Raw genomic sequence first — 18,938 nt, forward strand, 5'->3', positions numbered from 1 at the left:
CCCATCCCTGCTGATGCCATGAACGAAACCAGCGCAACCGGCGACGACGACTTCGACAGGGTGCTCGCCATCACCGCCGAAGCGCTGTTCCTCGCCAATCTGCTGCTGCTTCCCGGCATCTCCTTCCTGATCATCATCTGGCTGCGCTGGCGCTACAACCCGCAGGCCGGCGCGCTCGCCCGCTGCCACATCGCCCAGACCTTCTTCGTCAGCCTGTGGGGCGGACTGCTGCTGGTCATCTTCAGCCTCGGCTTCATCGCCCTGGCCGGTCTGCATTCCCAATGGACCTGGGTGGTGGTGATCATCTATTTCACCTGCATCCACTCGACCCTGGTCCTGCTCGGCGTCTTCGGCCTCGCGCGCGCCATCGCCGGACAGGAATACGTCTACCCACTGATCGGCGTGCGCTGCCGCTGACGGCAGCAACGCGCCTTCTCCGCAAACGGCATGGAAGAATACATCGGCGAACTCTGGCACCGCCTCATCAGCCGCGCCGCGCTGCGTGAATACGCAGCCGCCGCCATCACCCTCGATGAAGTCGAACGCAGCGCCGGCCTGCTGTTCCGCGCCTTCGGCGGCGATCCCGGACTGCGTATCGCCCCGGCCGCCGACACGCGCCACGGCGGCCGCCTGCGCCTGTTCCAGCGCATGGCGCACAGCGGCGACAAACTCGCGCTGGCGGCACGCGATGCCGAAACGCTGCACCTGCCCGCGCGGCTGGCGCTGTTTCCCGAGAAGGCGCTCAACCGCGATCTCTACCTGTGGCTCACCGCGCTGGCTGCGCGCACCGATGAACGGAACGACGACTGGCTTGCCGCCAATCAACGCGCCACGCTGGCCGTGCTCGCCGATTACCCCGGACTCGAACCGCGCTATGCGCGTCTGGTCGCCGCCACCCTGGCGCAGCGCATCGACCCGGCACGCCTGCCGGCCGACGAAGCCGCGCGCGAAAACGCCATCCGCCGCGCCCTGCAAGCACCCGGCAGCGTCGGCGAACTGCCGCCGCTGACGCGCAAAAAAGCCCTCAGCATCCAGCCCGTGCCGCTCTGGCTGCGGCCCTTGCCGGAAATCGAACTCAAATCCGCCTCCGGCAAAAAACAGCATGAAAGCGCCGAAGGCGGCGGTACCGAACAAAAAGGCGGCGACAAGCGCTATCAGGCCGAGCGCACCGACATGCCGGAAAACGAATCGCCCTTCGTCCTGATGTTCCGCGCCGAAAGCCTGCTGTCGTGGGCCGAATACGTCAAGGTCAATCGCGACACCGAAGAGGATCCGGATCCGGACATCGCCAGCAAGGCCGAAAGCATGGACAAGCTGACGCTGGCCCGCGACAACAAGGCCGTCGCCAGCAAGGTGCGCTTCGATCTCGACCTGCCCTCCGCCGCCGAAGATGACGTACCCATCGGCGAAGGCATTCCACTGCCGGAATGGGACTGGAAGCGCCGCCGGATGAAGCCCGACTGGTGCCGCCTGCAAACCATGGAAGCACGGCACGCGCCGCCCACGCCGCTGCCCGAGCATCTGCACGTCGCGGCGCGCCGCCTGCGCTCGCAATTCGCCGCGCTGGCCTCCGCCAAACGCTGGCAGAAAAACCAGCCGGAAGGCGAGGAACTCGACATCGAAACCTGCGTGCGCGCCTTTGCCGACCGCCGCGCCGGCCATGCGGGCAGCATGCCGGCCTATCTGTCACGCACCCAGCAGGTGCGTGACCTGTCCTGCCTGCTGCTGGCCGATCTGTCGCTATCCACGGATGCAGGCATCGCCGACGACATGCGCGTCATCGACGCCATCCGCGACGGCATGCTGCTGTTTGCCGAAGCCCTCTCGGCCTGCGGCGACAGCTTCGCCATGTACGGGTTTTCGTCGCTGAAGCGCGGCAACATCCGCTTTCACGAAATCAAGCCCTTTGACGCCGTCTATGACTCAGCCTGCCGGGGACGCATCGCAGCCATCCGGCCGGGCTACTACACGCGCATGGGCGCGGCCATCCGACGCGCCACCGCGCTGCTCGAAGAACAATCGCAAGCCCAGCGCCTGCTACTGATCCTGTCCGACGGCAAACCCACCGACATCGACGCCTACGAAGGCCGCTACGCCATCGAAGACACGCGCATGAGCCTGGTCGAGGCCCGCCGCGCCGGCATCCAGCCCTTCTGCCTGACCATCGACCGCGAAGGCGCCGATTACCTGCCGCATCTGTTCGGGCCGGGCGGTTTCCTCGTCCTGCGCCATCCGGAAGAACTCGCGCGCCGCCTGCCCCTGCTCTACTCCCAGCTCACCCGGCCGGGCTGAATCGCTTCAGCCTGCGGCAACGCTGGCGCAGCGGGCGGCGATGTGCGCCAGCGCCGCATCCACCTGATCGACGAGGATCAGGCAGAGGTCTCCTGCCTCGAGCCGGCTCAAGGCGCGGTCGATGGCGAGAAATTCACCGTGGATTTCCTCGATCTCCCGCGTCCGCGCAGCCCCGTGCAGGCCGCGCCGCAGGATGGCCAGGACTTCGCCATCGGCGCGGCCGCGCTGGCACTGATCCTGATAGAGGATCACCCGGTCGAAGGCGCCACCGAGGATTTCGCTCTGCTTGCGGATGTCCTCGTCGCGCCGGTCGCCCGCGCCGCTGATGACCACCATGCGGCTTTGCACCGGCAGGGTTTCGATGGCCTGGACCAGCGCCTGGATGGCATCCGGATTGTGGCCGTAATCGGCGATCAGCGTGGCGCCGCGATAGTCGAAGCGATTGAAACGCCCCGGCGTGCTTGCGACACCGCCGGCAAAGCTCGCCAGGCCGGCCAGGATGGTTTCCCACGGCAGCTTCAAGGCCCAGGCGGCGGCGACTGACGCCATGACGTTTTCCACCTGAAAACCGATGCGGCCGTCATCCGTCAGGGGCACGGCCGCGAGTGGAATGCGCTGCTCGAACTCGCCTTCGCTGGCGACGATGTCGTTGCCGGCGACATGCACGATGCGCTTGCCCTGGGCGCGGTGCACGCTCATCACCGGATGCTGCGGATCGCGGGCAAAGTAGGTGACCTGCCCCGGGCAGATGCCGGCCATGTCGGCCACCACCGGGTCGGCCGCGTTGAGTACGGCCATGCCGCGCGGCGCAACGTTCTGGACGATGACGCGCTTGACGACGGCCAGATCCTCGACCGTATCGATGTAGGCCAGCCCCAGATGATCGCCCTGGCCGATGTTGGTGACGACGGCCACATCACAGCGATCGAAGGCCAGCCCTTCGCGCAGGACCCCGCCACGGGCGGTTTCCAGCACGGCAGCGTCGACTTCGGGATGCAGCAGCACGTTGCGCGCGCTCCTCGGTCCGCTGCAATCGTCGCTGTCGATGCGCTGGCCGTCGATGTAGATGCCATCGGTGGTGGTCATGCCCACGCGCAATTGCTGCTGGCCGAGCAGATGGGCGATGAGACGCACGGTGGTGGTCTTGCCGTTGGTGCCGGCGACGGCAACCAGCGGAATGCGCGCCTCCCCCGCATCCGGGTACATGAGGTTGATGATGGCTTCGCCCACCGGACGGCTCTTGCCGTAGGAAGGCGCCAGATGCATGCGCAGCCCCGGCGCGGCATTCACTTCGACGATGCCGCCGCCCTGTTCCTCAATGGGATGGAGCAGGCTGTCGCAGACCAGATCGATGCCGCAGACATCCAGCCCGACCATGCGCGCGGCTTCCACGACGCGCGCCGCCACATCCACATGCACGTCATCGGTAACATCGGTCGCCGTGCCGCCGGTACTGAGGTTGGCGTTGTCGCGCAGGATGATCGGCATGCCACGGGGTGGAATGGAAGTCGCCTGCAAGCCCTGTTCGGCCAGTTTGGCGTGGGCGATGTCGTCGAGCGGGATGCGGGTCAAGGCGGTGGCATGGCCATCGCCGCGCCGCGGATCGCTGTTCACCTGGTCGACCAGCGTCTGCACGCTGCGTTCGCCATCGCCGATGACGTGGGGCGGATCGCGGCGGGCAGCGGCCACCAACTGGTTGCCCACCACCAGCAGACGGAAGTCGAGACCACGCAGATGGCGTTCGACCAGCACTTCGGAACTGATGCTGGCCGCCGTGGCAAAGGCCGCTTCCAACTGGTCGCGGCGGCTGATATTGACCGTCACCCCCTTGCCCTGATTGCCATCCTGCGGTTTGACGACGACGGGCAGTCCGATCTCCAAAGCCGCCTGCCAGGCTTCTTCCAGCGTGCTGACCGGGCGGCCCCGGGGAACGGGAATGCCCGCCATGTCGAGCAGTTGCTTGGTCAGATCCTTGTCCTGGGCAATGGCTTCCGCGATGGCGCTGCTGCCATCGGTTTCAGCCGCCTGGATACGCCGCTGCTGGCTGCCCCAGCCGAATTGCACCAAGCTGCCCGCCGTCAAGCGACGATAGGGAATGCCACGGTTGACCGCGGCCTGGACGATGGCCCCCGTGCTGGGGCCCAGCCGCACCTCTTCGTCCAGGTTCCTGAGTTGCCGCAGGGCATCGTCCAGATCGAAAGCCGTGCCATCCAGCGCCGCCTGGCACAGGGCGACGGCCAGCGTCAGCGCCAGACGGCCGACCTCTTCCTCGGTGTATTCGGCAACGACCTGATAGGTGCCGGCTTCCAGGGTCGGCGTCGTCCGGCTGAAGGTGACCGGACAGCCCGCCTGGGCCTGCAGCCCCAGGGTCGCTGCTTTCAGCGCATCGGCCAGGGAAATCGGCAGCCCGTGCTGCAGAGGCTGGAGCAGGCCGATTTGCGGAAAGCACTCGCGCAAGCGGGCCTCGAAACCGGGAAGCCGGCTGATGTCGCGCTCGCTTTCCGGCAGATGGACGATGGCTTCGATGGCGGTATTGCGCGTCCATAGATTGGGGCCGCGCAGTGCCCGGATACGTGAAACTTCCATGTCGGGATTTCCTTGGGAACGGGAGGTCGCAGGAGGTCGCGAGAAATCGGCAAATCGCGGTCGGCACGTCAGCAAGTCGCGCCGGCAGGCTGAAGCGTGTCGTGCGGGCCGCCTTCGGGCGGGAGGACGACGGAGAGCTCTGCCAGAAAGGTTTCGATGCCGCTGTGAATCTCCTCACGCGGAATGCCCAGAAACCAGGCGGCGGCCACGGCGGCCAGAATGCTGCAGGACTCGCCCTGCCCGGCCAGCGGGTTGTGAATGTGCATGTGAATGTCGATGTCGACCAGACGGCACAACCGTATCTGGTCGTCCCGGGTGGTCAGCCACAGGCCGCCATCGCGAGCCATCACGGCGCGTCCTCCCTGCTCGACGTGCGTCTTCACCCGTGGATTTTCCGCATCGATCGTGTACAGGATCACTTCGCCGTCGCACAGTTCAGCCATGCCCGCGAGCAGGGGATCATCGGCATTGAGAATCGCCGCCCCGCCGGGCAACACCACATCGACTTGGGTGCGCAGAATCTTGTAGACCTGCCCGGCTTCGCGGATGTCGTGATCGCCCAGATCCTCATCCTGCCCGGCATGGGTGACGATGCCGATCAGGCAACGGTCGTAAGCCAGGCCGCCTTCCAGTATGGAACGACAGCCGTTTTCAAAGACCGCCGCGTTCAGGACGGGATTTGCCAGCAGTCGCCGGGCCGTGGCGGCATGGCTGCAATCGCCGCGCATGATGCATCGGTCTTCGACGAAAAGCCCCTGCGTGCTGGCCAGCCCGACTTTCAGGCCATTGAAGCGGGCCAGGTGGGCGATGAGCCGCGCCGTGAAGGTCGTGCCGCGTGAACCGGAAACGCCGATGACCGGGATGCGGCCGCCATGGTGCGCCTCACCCGCAGGAAACAGATGCTCGACGATGGCTTCGCCGACCGGGCGCGGCTGTCCTTCCGCCGGCTGCAGGTGCATGAGCAGGCCGGGACCGGCATTGATTTCGACGATGGCGGCTTCCTGGCTCTCCAGGGGCTGGCTGATGTCCTGCGCCAGGAGATCGATGCCGGCAATGTCCAGACCGATGACGCGGGCAGCCAGGCAGGCCGCCCGCGCGAAGCTGGGATGGACGCTGTCGGTCACATCGCAGCGGACATTGCCATGACGCTGGATGAGGACGCGCTGCCCTGCGGCGGGGATGGCCGTGGCACTCAGTCCTTGCCGTTCGAGCAGCAGACGCATCGCCGGCTCGCGCGCCAGATCGATGGTTTCCAGCGGGAATCGTTCGGCTTCGCCGCGGCGTGGATCGGTATTGACTTGCTGGTCGATGAGCGCGCCGACGGTCGCCCGGCCATCGCCGACGATCCAGGTCTGTTCGCCGCGCGCTGCCGCCACCAGACGCCCGCCGACCACCAGCAAGCGATGCTCGTCGCCGCGGATGCAGCGTTCGACGAGCACTTCATCGTCTTCCTGACGGGCGACGTGGAAGGCGCGCATGACTTCGGCCGATCCGTTCAGATCCAGGGAGATTCCCCGGCCATGATTGCCGCGCAAGGGTTTGACCACCACCGGCAGACCAATGTCCTGGGCGGCCTCCCAGGCTTCCTCGGCGCTTGCGACGATCCGGCCACCGGGCACGGGCAGGCCGCAGGCATGCAGCAACTGCTTGGACAGATCCTTGTTGCGGGAAATGCCTTCGGCGATGGCGCCGGTCTGGTCGGTTTCCGCCGTCCATAGCCGGCGCTGCCGGCTGCCCTGGCCCAGTTGCACCAGATTGCCATCGTTCAGGCGCAAGGCCGGAATGCCGCGCGCGGTGGCGGCGGCAACGATGCTGGCCGTGCTGGGGCCCAGACAGACGCGGTCAGCCAGCTGGTAGAGGCGGTCGATGGTCGCGGCGACGTCGAAAGGGCGATCCTCGATGGCGGCGAGCAACAGATCGCGGGCCGCATGAAGGCAAGCCCGGCTGAGTTCCTCGTGCGGACAGCGCACCACCACCTTATATACGCCGCGCCGCGAAGTTTCACGCGCCCGGCCGAAGCCCCCCGGCTGTCCGGCCAGTCCCTGCAACTCCAGGGTGAGGTGTTCGAGGATATGGGCGGGCCAGGTGCCCTCCCGCAGGCGCAGAAGAAATCCCCCGGGCTCACCGACGCTGCAGCGGTGTTCGGCCAGGCCGGGCAGCCAGGCGATCAGGCGCTCGTAAAGCCCGGGCAGGGTGTTGGAAGGACAGTCTTCGAGGTCTCCGATATCCACCCAGGCTTCCAGCGCCGGGCGGTAAGTCCACATGCTGGGACCGTGCAACAAGGTAGTGCGCAGAATTTCTATATGTCTGCTCATGATGATGGCGTGTGACGCATGGTGCGTGGCGTGCGGAAGATCCGCAGGATGGCTGTCGTTTTCCGTAAAACCTGGATATAACGCAGCAATGCGCCGCAAGTTTACAGACTCCTGAAAATAGTCGTCGCGATTTTGTGTTGCAAATTCTGTCCGGCTCGAAGGCTTGGGTATACTGCCGGCCTGGCCAGGAATGGCCATAGGTTCCAGGCCGGATCGGCAGCGATGATGGCCTGTTTTTGTGCTGGCAACCGGGTTGGCGCAGTGCGGATCATCGATCATTGCGCGCCCGACAGGAAACCTGGTCGATGACGAAACCGTCCCGCCCCTCCACACCCGTGGCCGGAAGCCCGGATGCGGATTTGCCGCCCGGCTTGGCCGAGCAATTGGCTGCCGATGAAACCGTGCTGGCCTGGCTGATCACGGATCTGGATGGGCATTTGCACTATCGCCGGGGGGGACTGGTCGTCACCTCCACGCGCTTCCTGGCCTGGCTGGCGGATGAGAACCGCTGGCAAGCCTGGCCCTGGCGGGCCGGGCTGCAATTGCGTCAACACGATCATGCCGGCGTAGCCAGACTCGAACTGATCGACGCTCAGTCCCGCCTGGCCTGCTGGCATCACACCCTGGCATTGAACCCGGCCGCCCGGCATCTGCTGCGGCAGTTCGAACGCAGTTGCACGCACTTTCTGGACAGGCAGGCGTGGGCAGCCAGCAACGGCCCGGCTCGACGCGAACCGGGCGAAACGGAGGAAACGACGCTGGAAGCCGAACAGGCTGTCCGCGCCGTCCCCCAGACCGAATCCCTGGCGCCGCCTTCGACCTGGACGCTGTTGCGTCTGTGGCGCTTTGCCAAGCCCTATCAAGGCCAGTTGCTAGCCGGTTTTCTGCTGACGCTGGCCTCGACGGCCGCCGCCCTGGTGCCGCCCTATTTATCCATGCCATTGATGGACAACGTGCTGATCCCGTATCAGAACGGTCAGCCCATAGACAACCATCTGGTGCTGCTCTACCTGAGCGGGCTGTTTGCAGCCGCGCTGCTGGCCTGGGGACTGGGCTGGGCGAAGACGTATATTTTGGCGCTGGTCAGCGAGCGCATCGGGGCAGACCTACGCATTGCCACGTTCGATCATCTGTTGCGCCAGTCCCTGGAATATTTTGGCGGGAAGCGCACGGGAGATCTGATGGCGCGCATCGGCTCGGAAAGCGATCGCATCTGCGTCTTCCTGTCCCTGCATCTGCTGGATTTCGCCACCGACGTGCTGATGATGGTGATGACCGCGGTGATCCTGTTTTCCATCAATCCCTGGCTGGCGCTGGCGACCCTGCTGCCGCTGCCGCTCATCGTCTGGCTGATCCACCAGGTGCGCGACCGGCTGCGCAGCGGTTTTGAAAAAGCCAACCGAATCTGGTCGGAAGTAACGAACGTGCTGGCCGACACCATCCCGGGCGTGCGCGTGGTCAAGGCCTTCGCCCAGGAAGAACGCGAAGTGGCGCGTTTTCGCGAGGCCAACCAGCACAATCTGCTGGTGAATGACCGGGTGAACAAAGTCTGGTCGCTGTTTTCCCCTTCGGTCACCCTGCTCACTGAAATCGGCCTGCTGGTGGTATGGGGCTGCGGCATCTGGCTGGTGGCGCAGGATCAGATCAGCGTCGGGGTGCTGACCGCCTTCATCGCCTATATCGGACGTTTCTATACCCGCCTGGACTCGATGAGCCGCATCGTTTCGGTGACGCAGAAAGCCGCCGCTTCGGCCAAGCGCATTTTCGAGATTCTCGATCACGTATCGAGCGTGCCCGAACCCGCCCAACCGGTGCCGCTGGCGCAGCCCAGCGGTCATATCGAACTGCGCAATGTGCATTTTCGCTATGGCCATCGCGACGTCATCCATGGTCTGGACTTTCGGATCCAGGCCGGTGAAATGATCGGCGTGGTGGGTCATAGCGGCTCGGGCAAGAGCACTCTGGTGAATCTCATCTGCCGCTTTTACGATGTCACCGATGGCGCCATCCTCATCGATGGCATCGACATTCGCAGCCTGGCCCTGACGGATTTTCGCCGCCACGTCGGCCTGGTCCTGCAGGAGCCGTTTCTGTTCTTCGGCACCGTGGCCGAGAACATCGCCTATGGCCGGCCGCAGGCCAGTCGCGAGGAAATCGTCCAGGCCGCGCGGGCGGCCCATGCCCACGAATTCATCCTGCGCCTGCCGCAAGGCTATGACTCCCTGCTGGGCGAGCGCGGACAAGGCCTGTCGGGCGGAGAGCGCCAGCGCATCTCCATCGCCCGGGCGCTGCTCATCGACCCGCGCATCCTGATCCTGGACGAAGCGACTTCCTCGGTGGATACGGAAACCGAGAAGGAAATCCAGCAGGCGCTGGACAACCTGGTGCGCGGCCGCACCACCCTGGCCATCGCCCACCGCTTGTCGACGCTGCGCCGCGCCGATCGCCTGGTCGTGCTGGATCGCGGGCGCATCGTCGAAGTCGGCGATCATGCCAGCCTGATGGCGCGGCAAGGCGCCTACTGGCGCCTCTATCAGGCCCAGGCCCAAGCCAAGGCACGGCACGAGCTGGCCGGGCAGACGGAGACCGATGATGAGTGAAAAGGCGCATTTCCTGCTGGAGCGCAATGCCTTCGGCCGCCTGAGGTTCACCGATGCGCGCGGCCAGGTCTGCGAAGACGCGGTGCCGGTGCGCGCCTTTCCCATCGCCGCGCCCGATCAGGGCATCGCCCTGATGAGCCCGGCGGGGCGCGAACTGGCCTGGCTGGACGACCTTGCCGACCTGCCGCCGCCATTGCGCCAGTTGATCGAGGAAGAACTGGCCGGCCGCGAGTTCATGCCCGAGATCCAGCGCATCCGCCAGGTGTCGAGCTACGCCACCCCCTGCACCTGGAAAGTGGAAACGGATCGCGGCGCGACGACCCTGATGCTCAAGTCGGAAGAGGACATCCGCCGCCTGAGCCATTGCACCCTGCTGATTGCCGATGCGCATGGCGTCCATTTCCTGATCCGCGACCTGCAGCAACTGGATCGCACGAGCCGCCGCTTGCTGGATCATTTCCTCTGAACGCCGACGCAGCCCTGTCCTGCGATGCTTTCCAAGCGGCACGGGCAATGCTAAAAAGACAATTTCACGATTTTCCGCAAAGATTTTCCGCAAAGGCGACATCATGGAAAAACATACTCCGAAAGATCATCAAAACCACGGCGCCGACGAACCCTGCGGCTGCTGGATCGGCACGGGGGAGGCCATCGTCTGCCCGACCTGCGGCGCCGCCTATTTGCCCGCCAACGTCAAGCACTTTCCGCGCTGGCATTGCTATGACTGCGAAGGCCTGGTCTACGCCCAGGCCACGGGCATGCCTGAACTGCCCTGAGCCACTCTGATCCCCACCCTTCTCCGCTCTACCCACTCCGACCGCTTCGCAGATCGCAACCCATTCCGGGGCAACCATGGCCATCCCAACAGACCGCAGCAGTCTGACCAACCGCACCCGCATCATCTTCGCCAGCCTGGTCGGCACCACCATCGAATTCTTCGATTTCTACATCTACGCCACGGCGGCCGTTTCGGTTTTTCCCTTGCTGTTCTTTCCACGCGGCGATGCCGGCGCGGCGCTGCTGGCCTCCATGGCCACCTTTGGCGTGGCCTTCGTGGCGCGGCCGATCGGCTCCATCCTCTTCGGTCATTTCGGCGACCGGCTGGGACGCAAGGCCACCCTGATCGGCTCATTGCTGTTGATGGGCATCGCCACTTTCCTCATTGGCCTGCTGCCCACCTATCAACAGATCGGCCTGTTTGCCCCCGTCCTGCTGACCATCCTGCGCTTCTGCCAGGGACTCGGCCTGGGCGGCGAATGGTCGGGCGCAGCGCTGCTGGCAGCGGAAAACGCCGAACCCGGCAAACGCGCCCGCGCCGCCATGTGGCCGCAATTGGGCGCCCCCATCGGTTTCATCCTCGCCAACGGTTTCTTCCTGCTGCTGACCCTGGGCTTCCAGTACGATTCGACCAGCGCCACGCATCAGGACGATTTCCTCGTCTGGGGCTGGCGCATCCCCTTCCTGCTGTCCATCGTCATGGTCGCCCTCGGCCTCTATGTGCGCGTCAAGCTGCATGAAACCCCGATCTTCGCCAAGGCCGTCGAACGCGGCGAAAAACTGCGCCTGCCGCTGCTGCACGTGATGCGCAACAACGGCTACGAGCTGCTGATCGGTACCTTCATCATGCTGGCCACCTATGGCCTGTTCTACCTGATGACCACCTGGATACTTTCCTATGCCATCGGCAGCACCGAGCTCGGCTTTCTGGGCATCGGCTACCGCGACTTCCTGGTCCTGCAGTTGATCTCGGTGCTCTTCTTCGCTGCCTTCATCCCGCTTTCCGGCCAGCTCGCCGATCGCTACGGGCGACGCAACTTCCTGCGCACGGTCACGGCCGCCATCATGCTCTTCGGCCTGACCTTCGGCCATTTCCTCGCCGCGGAGAACCTCGGCACCGGCGCCCAGGCAAATACCGGACTGCTGCTGCTCTTCCTCAGCCTCGGCATGACGCTGATGGGCCTGAGCTTCGGCCCGATGTCGGCCATCCTGCCGGAACTCTTCCCCACCAACACGCGCTATACCGGCTCGGGCATTTCCTACAACCTCTCATCCATTCTCGGCGCCGCGCTCACGCCCTTCGTCGCCACCTGGCTGGCCAGGGAATACGGCCCCGGCTCGGTCGGCCTCTACCTCGCCGGCCTCGGCGTGCTGACCTTCATCGCCCTGACCCTCTGCAAGGAATCCACGCACACCGATCTGGATGCGATGACCAGCGACATCGTCACCACCGGCATCGAATCCTCGTCGCCATAAACGGTTCCAGGCATTCGCTCTCCGGCAAAACCGGCTTCCAGTGACTTCCAGCCTTCCGTCTTTTGCGCAAAACGCCTCCCTAGTCCTTCAACGTTAACGCCCAACACCCGAGCAGGTTTTTTTGACCATGGCAATCTCGCGCAACCGTTCCACCTAGAATCCGGCATGGCTTACGATATTGCAGCGCTGCTCAAGATTATTGGCGCATCCCTCGATGATGCAGCCCTCGCCGCCAAGCGCATGGCGGCAACCTCCCTCGACGATGTCGGCGCATCCACCAAAACTGCCGCAGCAAAGTCGGCAGGCGTGGTCATCGACGATGCAGCAGCCATGCCCCAGTACGCACATGGCCTGCAGGCAGCCCGGGAACTTCCCGTTGTCGCAAAAATCGCCCTGGGGTCGCTGGCCAACAAGGCCATCCTGATTCCGGGCGCGCTTCTCCTGTCCCTGTATGCCCCCTGGGTGATCCCGCCACTCCTGGCCATCGGCGGGCTATTCCTGTGCATCGAGGGTATCGAGGGCCTTTGGGAAAAGTTTGCGCCCCACGCCGCCGCCGAGAAAGACCAAAGCGAGGTGCTATCGCCTCAAGAGGCTGAAAGAAAGAAGGTTCGGGAAGCGATACGCACCGACGGCGTGCTTTCTGCAGAGATCATCGTCATTTCCCTCGGAACGATGATGCAGGCCCCCCTGCCACAGCAGGCGCTGGCGCTTGTCGCGGTCGGATTGAGCATTACCGTCGGCGTTTATGGTGCCGTGGCGCTCATCGTCAAAATGGACGATTTCGGCCTGGCTTTGCTGGCCAGGGGCATCAGCGGGAATATCGCCAGTCTCAGGCGCGCTGGCCAGGGGCTCGTGGATCTGATGCCGAAAGTGCTGGTCGGGTTGTCTTATCTGGGCACGCTGGCCATGCTGGCCGTCGGGGGTGGAATCCTCTCTCACCACATTCCCCATGTGGCATACCTTTCCGAACTGGCAGGACCCTTGTCAGGACTGCTAGCCTTGTTGCTGGGAACGGGTGTGGGAGCAGCCGCTGGTGCGGTTGCCGCATTGCTGCTTCATGCGGTTCGACGATAGCAGGTTGCGCCTGCCGCATAGCGGTATTTCGACGTTGACACTCTCCCGGCCTAAACGCCGAGGACTCTCAAGCCAAAAGCAAAACAAAGAGCCGCGCACATGAGGCATTGCAGGCCGTGATGGCGCTGCTTTTTCTTGTTCGCCGGTGGAGAAGACAGAATTGCCACGGGCGCTTACGTGGGGTACAAAACAAAAACGCCCAGAAATGGGCGTTTTTACTTGATGCTTGGCGGACGGAGGGATTCACATTTGAGTGCAGTCGTTGATTCCAGCCGATCACTCTAAAAAACACCCCCAAACATACCCCCAGACAACTCCGCGCAGACGTCAGACGGAAAAGTCAAGTTGCACCGTGCTACCGTTCCCAACGGCGGGAGGTGCGTCCCAGGGCTGCCGCAACCAATACCTGGCCTGCCGTTCCCATATTCCGAAAAGAACCCAAGCGGGTTATGGGTCGGCTCTCTCACCCGCCGGGCCGTGCATAGCATCTTCGGTGCCGAAAGCTATCAAATTTCTCGATCCGCCCGATCAAGCCCCCGCGACGTTACTGGCGCTATCGGAATCGGGTATTTGTCCAAGTTGGGCAGATTGTCATCAATGCGCTGAGATATGCCATTGAGGACGCCAGAATGCACAAAACTCACTGAAGGCATGGACAACCGCCAGTAGCAAGCCACCTCGTTCAGTAGCGGCTGAATCTCGGCTTCCAACTTGGCAACCGACTGACCGAATAACTCACGCCAGCAAGCAATGCGGGCTTGCTCTGTACGATCAAGGGCAAGCTCAAGGTTCTTCGCGATACTTTCCGCTTCCAGACGATCCCGCGTAATACGCTCGGGATCCTTTTCCTTTCTGGCCTGCTCCAGTCGATCGAGCGCGCCGCTCAAAATGATTTCGAGCGTCTCCTGATCCATGAAGGCATCCATGAACATGTCGAGGTGTTTGATCGGAATCATGCGCCACCTCGCACGATTCCGACACGCCCAAGTGCGACAGTGCCAAAATCAAAGGCAACGGCAAGCAATACGCCGTCACGCCGCTGTTTGTCGTGCGCAATGTAGCCAACAAACACATTGCCGCCGCTACCCTCCAGATGCATCAAGCCAACCGCAGGCGACAGATTCGGATCAGCCGTGAGATACCAGCGGCCATTGGCAAGCCATGGAGAAACCACCACATAGACCGTATTCCCCAGGCCGGATTCATGTATCAGCTTGCGCGCGGCAAATTCAAGATCAGACGCCACAACAAGGTTTTTCGTCCCGAGATTGGCGATTGCACCTGCGGGTGTAATCTGGTTGCGTAGCGCGGCCATCGCACTCCCAAGAGCATTTTCGCTGAATGCAGATCCGACGATGTTCCCCATTCCAGCATGGAACATGTATTCGCCATCATCCAGAACCGGATTGCCTTCGAGCAGTGCATACACTTTCTCGGCTTCACGCCGCGCGGCCGCCGCTCCCACATTGGCCGCCAGACCGGCAATCAGCTCAACATCGTCATCGACGAGTACCTGCCGGCTGATGAATATCCGCTTCGTATAGGATGCCAGCCCAGCCTTCAAGCCGACTTGATCACTCAGGCTGACATCGGACGAGGTTTCGCCCCCTTCGCTTTTTTCATCAAGATGGATGTCAGTATCGAGGTTCGGGAAGGTGTGCTCACGAAAGTCTGGCAGCTCGCGCATGTCACATATGAGCCGATGATCCAGAAGACCGACGCGCTTACGGAGCGTGACAGACTTGAATACATTGGCAAGAGTGTTTCCGAAATCCTTGGTGCCAAATCCCGAAGTGCGTTCACTGGCATTTGGCATCCGGGCCACGCATCCTGCTGCCAGCATGGGAAGAAGCTTGTTATTTTGCCGATCATCCAGCAGTTCAATCGCTTTTGGATGTGCGGCTGCGGGAGAGATCACACCGGCGCGAACGCCGATTGCATCACAAATCGAGGTGATTGAAGCACTTGCGTTATACATAGCATTGTCCTTTGGTTGGTTGAAGACAATGCTATTTTTTCTGTTGGTCACTTCCAGTTCCAGACGATTTTGGGAAGTTGGATAACAACCCGTATAGCTTCCCTTGGGAAGCAAGTCGCCGCGCTCCAGACGTGAACGCGCGGTGTATTTCTGCATCCGGGGAAGACAAGGTATCGACAGACATACGGCCTCGTTTCAGCATGAGGGAAACGACAGACTCATATCGTTTGATTGCGTGCTCCAGCTTGCCGGCCAATTCCCAAGGGGAAAGCCCGCGGCCTGAATCAATCGCAACCGCCGCATCTACCAGCGCGGCATTTCTCACGCGCATACGGCCAGCATCATCGAAACCAAGCGCATTCTCCAGGGGCATCCCGCGCAAGTACCTGCGCATACCATCCTCAAGCCAGGCGAGCGCCTCTTGCGTTGGGGGCATCCCCGCCGCAAGAGCCGTAGCCATAACCATTGGATCGGTGGTCATCAGGCCGCGCCGCCATCCTCGATATTGCTCATCACAAAGAGCGGCAGCGACTTGCATGCCATCTCATTGCATCCGCTGGCGACCTCGGTCATAACGGCCTCGCATGCTGCCTGCAGCCAGTCCCGGCAGACCCGGTGCAGATCGTCATGAATCCGTTTGAGACGCTCCACCATGGCCCGTACGGCATCCACCAGCACATCGGGAAGCCGGTTGATCAGCATCCGGACGCCAAGCGTGCTGGCGCTCTTGATTGCGTAATCACTCGCCATCGGTTTCGGTGCATCCGGGTGCCGGCATACATTCATGCCACACCGATCCAACCCACTGAGACCACTCAGACTCATAAACCGGAACCCCCTATAGAGACCTCAAAAACTCTGAAATCCCGCGATCGTTTCGCGCCGCATGGAGAGGGGTGCGGGAGTACCTGCGGCCCAACCGGCAGACCTGAGAGGGCAGCCACCCCTGTCGAGTATCGAAAAAGTCGAATAACTCTCCCGTCCACGCCGGTGTCTGAACCCGCCTCGAATCGGGTTATTCGACTTTTTCGACATTCGACGGGGAGAATCATTTGCGTCTCTAGGTGTTTCATATATAAGAAGAAAGACTTCTTTTTTATGTACTTTGGCGAATAAGTCGACTATGTCGACAGACACTTTGGATTAACGCGATACCAAACACTGGGGGGTGCCCCCTTGTTGTGTTCCTTGAACTCCCGCAGCACATCACGCCGGATCAATCGCTCTGCCGCCTTGGTCAGACGTTCGACGGAACGAAAGCGGCCTTCCATCGCCTTTTGGCAAGTGGAACGCTTGAACGAAGCATGATTCCCGGCCTGTATCCAGCGCAGGACAGCCGTTGCATCGGCGTCTGCAGCATCGGCCCCAAGGATGGCGAAAGCTTCCTGTGCATGCGGTATCAGGCGTTGTGCCAGGTCGAGTGCCCTGGTAACTGCCCCCTCACTCACGCGCTCAACACCCGGCCCGATTTCGGCGATCTCGATCAATCCTGCGACACGGGCCACCGCACCGGGTAGCTTGGCGCTCCAGTCGCTGATTGACTCCAGTTTGCCGCCGTCACCCTGCTGCCGCTCGATTACCTCGCAGAAATCCAGCCAAATTTCTCGCGCCGGATCGGTGAAGGCAATGCGCCGGGGTGTGTCAGGGAGCAACGTGCGGCGCTCCAGCAGGCCGAATACGCCGGCATCGTAAGCCGCCTTCACACGCTCGGGGATCGGCACGCGCCGCCGCACATCGCGCTTGCCAACCGTACTTTCCGGCATGGCGTAGAGAAAGCGGGCCAGCAATCCGCTATCTCGAAAGCGTCGATTGCTCGCCACGTCGGCCAGGATACCGGGCTGCAACGCCAGACCGAACGATAGCGCCGGTCGCGCCAAATAGGCCTCACGCTCTGCACGATCAACACGAACAGGCGAACCAGCATGCGATTGCAGAAAAACATCGATATTGGCGCAGCCACCGCTGTACAGCCCGGCCATCACCATGAAGATACCGGCCTCATCGGTCAGTACCGCCATGCGCTCGCCATGCTTCACCAGCATGGCCTGTAACGTCTCAGCCGTCACATCGCCGGTAAAGAGGCGCGGCGCGTGGATATCTTCAGGCATATCGAGCTTGGCTTTCTCGATTTCGAGATTGATCAAATTGCGATCTTTGTCATTTTTCGCGCTGGCCGCATCGCGGATCAGTTTTTCAATCCGTCGCTTCGCCACCTCGCGCCGGGTCGAAATCCGCGCAACCTCAGTACGCAGCGCATCACGCTCACGCTTTTCCCAACGCATCAATGGATCGGTCAAGGCATTAATCACCGCCGTCTTGCGCGCGCCGCTCGGCATGCCAACCAGCGTCCATAGCGCCAGCGGCTCGGTATAGTCATCATCCTCACCATAGGGAGCAACCTCGAAGCGTCGCTGCAGGATCGTCGCCAGGACGGACAACGCCAGCATGACAGCCATTGCCGGCGGCGTCTGTGTGCTGTCGGCAATGGCTGCCGCCATGTCACCCACCCAGCCAGGCAGCAGCGATGCAGGAATCTCCGGCACGTTAATCGCGCCGGGAATCAGGGGATCAGGCCAATTCGCTTCGGCATGCTCCCCCTGTGCAATCCCCGGTGTCAGGGCATTTGTGATTGCCGCCGCCACCGCTTCCTTGCCCTTCGCCTGGTGCAAATCGTTGAAGTCGATTCCTCTCTTTTTCGCACTCATGCTGTTACCCCCGTGAAATCCGGAACAGCCACCATGCCGCGTACCGCGCGCGCTGCCGACATGGCCATGGAGACGCCGGGGTTCCCCGGCGTCTCGCTATCGTTGTCGGCACAGACGATGATCGCCAGGCGGGGAAACTTCGTCCGTAGCACCCTCGCCACCGGCTCCAGATTGCCCGCATCGAAACAGCAGGCCGTGGCGTAGCCCGTCGCCTCAAAGACACTCGCCGCTGTCGCGTAGCCTTCCGCCAGACACAGCACAGTGCGCGGCTGGCCGATGGCGAAATAACAGCCGCGCTTGCGACCGCCGCTCAGGAAGCGTTTATCGCCTTCCGGGGAGATAAATTGCAGACTGCACAACGCCCCGGAAGCATCACGCACAGGTATAACCAGCTGCGCGCGCAATTGGCGTAGCCCATAGGCATTCACACCCTTGCGGCGCAAATAGGGGTGATTGTTGGTGGCCAGCTTGCAGCGCATCAAGAGATGCTTCGCACGCTTTGCCGCCTCGGTGTGGCGTTGTATTTCATCCTGCAGGCGTAGCTGGCGCATCGCATCGGCCCGCGCTCGCCAGGCATCGTGCTCTGCGCGGCTCCACTCGCGTTCAGGTTTCGCGGCCCAGGTTTGCCAGCCCAGGCCGTCCCGCCAGTTGATGAAGCCGCCCGCCGGCAGGCCGTCGAGATGAAGCACATAGGCACCATCAAGACGGCCCGACTTGCCGCCTTCGACCTTGCAGCGATGCAGCGCGGCATCGGCCTCGATGTGCCCAGGTACAATGCCGCGCGCCGCCAGGACTGCGGCAAATTGGTCAATGATTCGCCTCGTCATTGTCGCGCCTCGCTGCCTTGCATGTATGCCTCTATCGCAGCCAAGAAAGCGTTGCGCTCGTTGCCACCTCGCTCGTGCATTGCGAAGCATTTTCCGCAGACGCGATACTCAATCACGATGGGAATATGTACCACCGCAGCGACCGAATAGAGACGCACCACCTTGCGCGGCTTACGTGCTGCGGTAAAGGGTTTCCGGCAGCAAGCGCAATCACGGTTCGGGGTGCCGATGCGAATTTCGCCCTTGATGTCAGAAAAAGCCGGGATCAGATCAGCAACCTTTTTTTCATGAGGCAGCGCGATCATTGA

General features: G+C 62.7%; 16 protein-coding genes. 7 read left to right on the top strand and 9 right to left on the bottom strand.

Translation table 11 applies throughout. The features are described from left to right. Nucleotides 1–18: 18 nt before the first annotated feature. Both SDENCHOL_RS10180 and SDENCHOL_RS10185 read left to right on the top strand, forming a co-directional pair. Complete coding sequence (locus tag SDENCHOL_RS10180) at nt 19–417, top strand: hypothetical protein (protein WP_154717132.1); 399 nt, start codon at nt 19–21, stop codon at nt 415–417. A 30-nt stretch (nt 418–447) separates the two neighbouring features. Next, the gene (locus SDENCHOL_RS10185) at nt 448–2,292 is read left to right on the top strand and encodes a nitric oxide reductase activation protein NorD (protein ID WP_154717133.1); all 1,845 of its coding nucleotides are present in this window, start codon (nt 448–450) and stop codon (nt 2,290–2,292) included. Nucleotides 2,293–2,298: 6 nt separating this feature from the next. Here the strand turns inward: SDENCHOL_RS10185 and cphA (SDENCHOL_RS10190) are convergent, their stop codons facing one another. Together cphA (SDENCHOL_RS10190) and cphA (SDENCHOL_RS10195) are read right to left on the bottom strand one after the other, a co-directional pair. Beyond that, the gene (cphA, locus tag SDENCHOL_RS10190; protein ID WP_154717134.1) at nt 2,299–4,878 is read right to left on the bottom strand and encodes a cyanophycin synthetase; all 2,580 of its coding nucleotides are present in this window, start codon (nt 4,876–4,878) and stop codon (nt 2,299–2,301) included. A 68-nt stretch (nt 4,879–4,946) separates the two neighbouring features. Further along, entirely contained in the window at nt 4,947–7,193 is a 2,247-nt protein-coding gene (cphA, locus tag SDENCHOL_RS10195; RefSeq protein WP_154717135.1) for a cyanophycin synthetase, read from the bottom strand. Between the two features lie 305 nt (nt 7,194–7,498). On the opposite strand from cphA (SDENCHOL_RS10195), the gene SDENCHOL_RS10200 reads away from it, so the two are divergent. From SDENCHOL_RS10200 to SDENCHOL_RS10220, 5 genes are all read left to right on the top strand, one after another. Then, the gene (locus tag SDENCHOL_RS10200; protein WP_154717136.1) at nt 7,499–9,793 is read left to right on the top strand and encodes an ABC transporter ATP-binding protein; all 2,295 of its coding nucleotides are present in this window, start codon (nt 7,499–7,501) and stop codon (nt 9,791–9,793) included. Beyond that, complete coding sequence (locus SDENCHOL_RS10205) at nt 9,786–10,259, top strand: DUF1854 domain-containing protein (RefSeq protein WP_154717137.1); 474 nt, start codon at nt 9,786–9,788, stop codon at nt 10,257–10,259. Before SDENCHOL_RS10200 ends, SDENCHOL_RS10205 begins: the two co-directional genes overlap by 8 nt. 103 nt (nt 10,260–10,362) lie before the next feature. Beyond that, nucleotides 10,363–10,569, top strand: a complete 207-nt coding sequence (locus SDENCHOL_RS10210) for a hypothetical protein (RefSeq protein WP_154717138.1) — start codon at nt 10,363–10,365, stop codon at nt 10,567–10,569. A gap of 76 nt (nt 10,570–10,645) precedes the next feature. Beyond that, nucleotides 10,646–12,046, top strand: a complete 1,401-nt coding sequence (locus SDENCHOL_RS10215; RefSeq protein ID WP_154717139.1) for an MFS transporter — start codon at nt 10,646–10,648, stop codon at nt 12,044–12,046. Between the two features lie 165 nt (nt 12,047–12,211). Beyond that, nucleotides 12,212–13,120: a DUF808 family protein gene (locus tag SDENCHOL_RS10220; RefSeq protein ID WP_197706901.1), complete on the top strand. Its 909-nt coding sequence runs from the start codon at nt 12,212–12,214 to the stop codon at nt 13,118–13,120. 506 nt (nt 13,121–13,626) lie between these two features. On the opposite strand, the gene SDENCHOL_RS10225 is transcribed toward SDENCHOL_RS10220, so the two are convergent. From SDENCHOL_RS10225 to SDENCHOL_RS10250, 7 genes are all read right to left on the bottom strand, one after another. After that, complete coding sequence (locus SDENCHOL_RS10225; RefSeq protein ID WP_154717140.1) at nt 13,627–14,076, bottom strand: hypothetical protein; 450 nt, start codon at nt 14,074–14,076, stop codon at nt 13,627–13,629. Then, nucleotides 14,073–15,149 (bottom strand): hypothetical protein, encoded by a 1,077-nt coding sequence (locus SDENCHOL_RS10230; protein ID WP_172955057.1) that lies wholly within the window; start codon nt 15,147–15,149, stop codon nt 14,073–14,075. The genes SDENCHOL_RS10225 and SDENCHOL_RS10230 overlap by 4 nt, the downstream gene beginning before the upstream one ends. Further along, nucleotides 15,130–15,579: a hypothetical protein gene (locus tag SDENCHOL_RS14235; RefSeq protein WP_172955058.1), complete on the bottom strand. Its 450-nt coding sequence runs from the start codon at nt 15,577–15,579 to the stop codon at nt 15,130–15,132. Before SDENCHOL_RS14235 ends, SDENCHOL_RS10230 begins: the two co-directional genes overlap by 20 nt. Further along, nucleotides 15,579–15,848: a hypothetical protein gene (locus SDENCHOL_RS10235; RefSeq protein WP_154717142.1), complete on the bottom strand. Its 270-nt coding sequence runs from the start codon at nt 15,846–15,848 to the stop codon at nt 15,579–15,581. Before SDENCHOL_RS10235 ends, SDENCHOL_RS14235 begins: the two co-directional genes overlap by 1 nt. Before the next feature lie 371 nt (nt 15,849–16,219). Beyond that, on the bottom strand, nt 16,220–17,803 hold the full coding sequence (locus tag SDENCHOL_RS10240; RefSeq protein WP_154717143.1) for a DUF3987 domain-containing protein: 1,584 nt from the start codon (nt 17,801–17,803) through the stop codon (nt 16,220–16,222). Beyond that, the gene (locus SDENCHOL_RS10245; protein WP_154717144.1) at nt 17,800–18,630 is read right to left on the bottom strand and encodes a toprim domain-containing protein; all 831 of its coding nucleotides are present in this window, start codon (nt 18,628–18,630) and stop codon (nt 17,800–17,802) included. Before SDENCHOL_RS10245 ends, SDENCHOL_RS10240 begins: the two co-directional genes overlap by 4 nt. Beyond that, a complete protein-coding gene (locus tag SDENCHOL_RS10250; RefSeq protein WP_154717145.1) occupies nt 18,627–18,935 on the bottom strand; it encodes a hypothetical protein in 309 nt (102 codons plus the stop codon). The genes SDENCHOL_RS10245 and SDENCHOL_RS10250 overlap by 4 nt, the downstream gene beginning before the upstream one ends. Nucleotides 18,936–18,938 lie beyond the last annotated feature (3 nt).

The organism is Sterolibacterium denitrificans, from assembly GCF_900174485.1.
Taxonomy (GTDB): domain Bacteria; phylum Pseudomonadota; class Gammaproteobacteria; order Burkholderiales; family Rhodocyclaceae; genus Sterolibacterium; species Sterolibacterium denitrificans.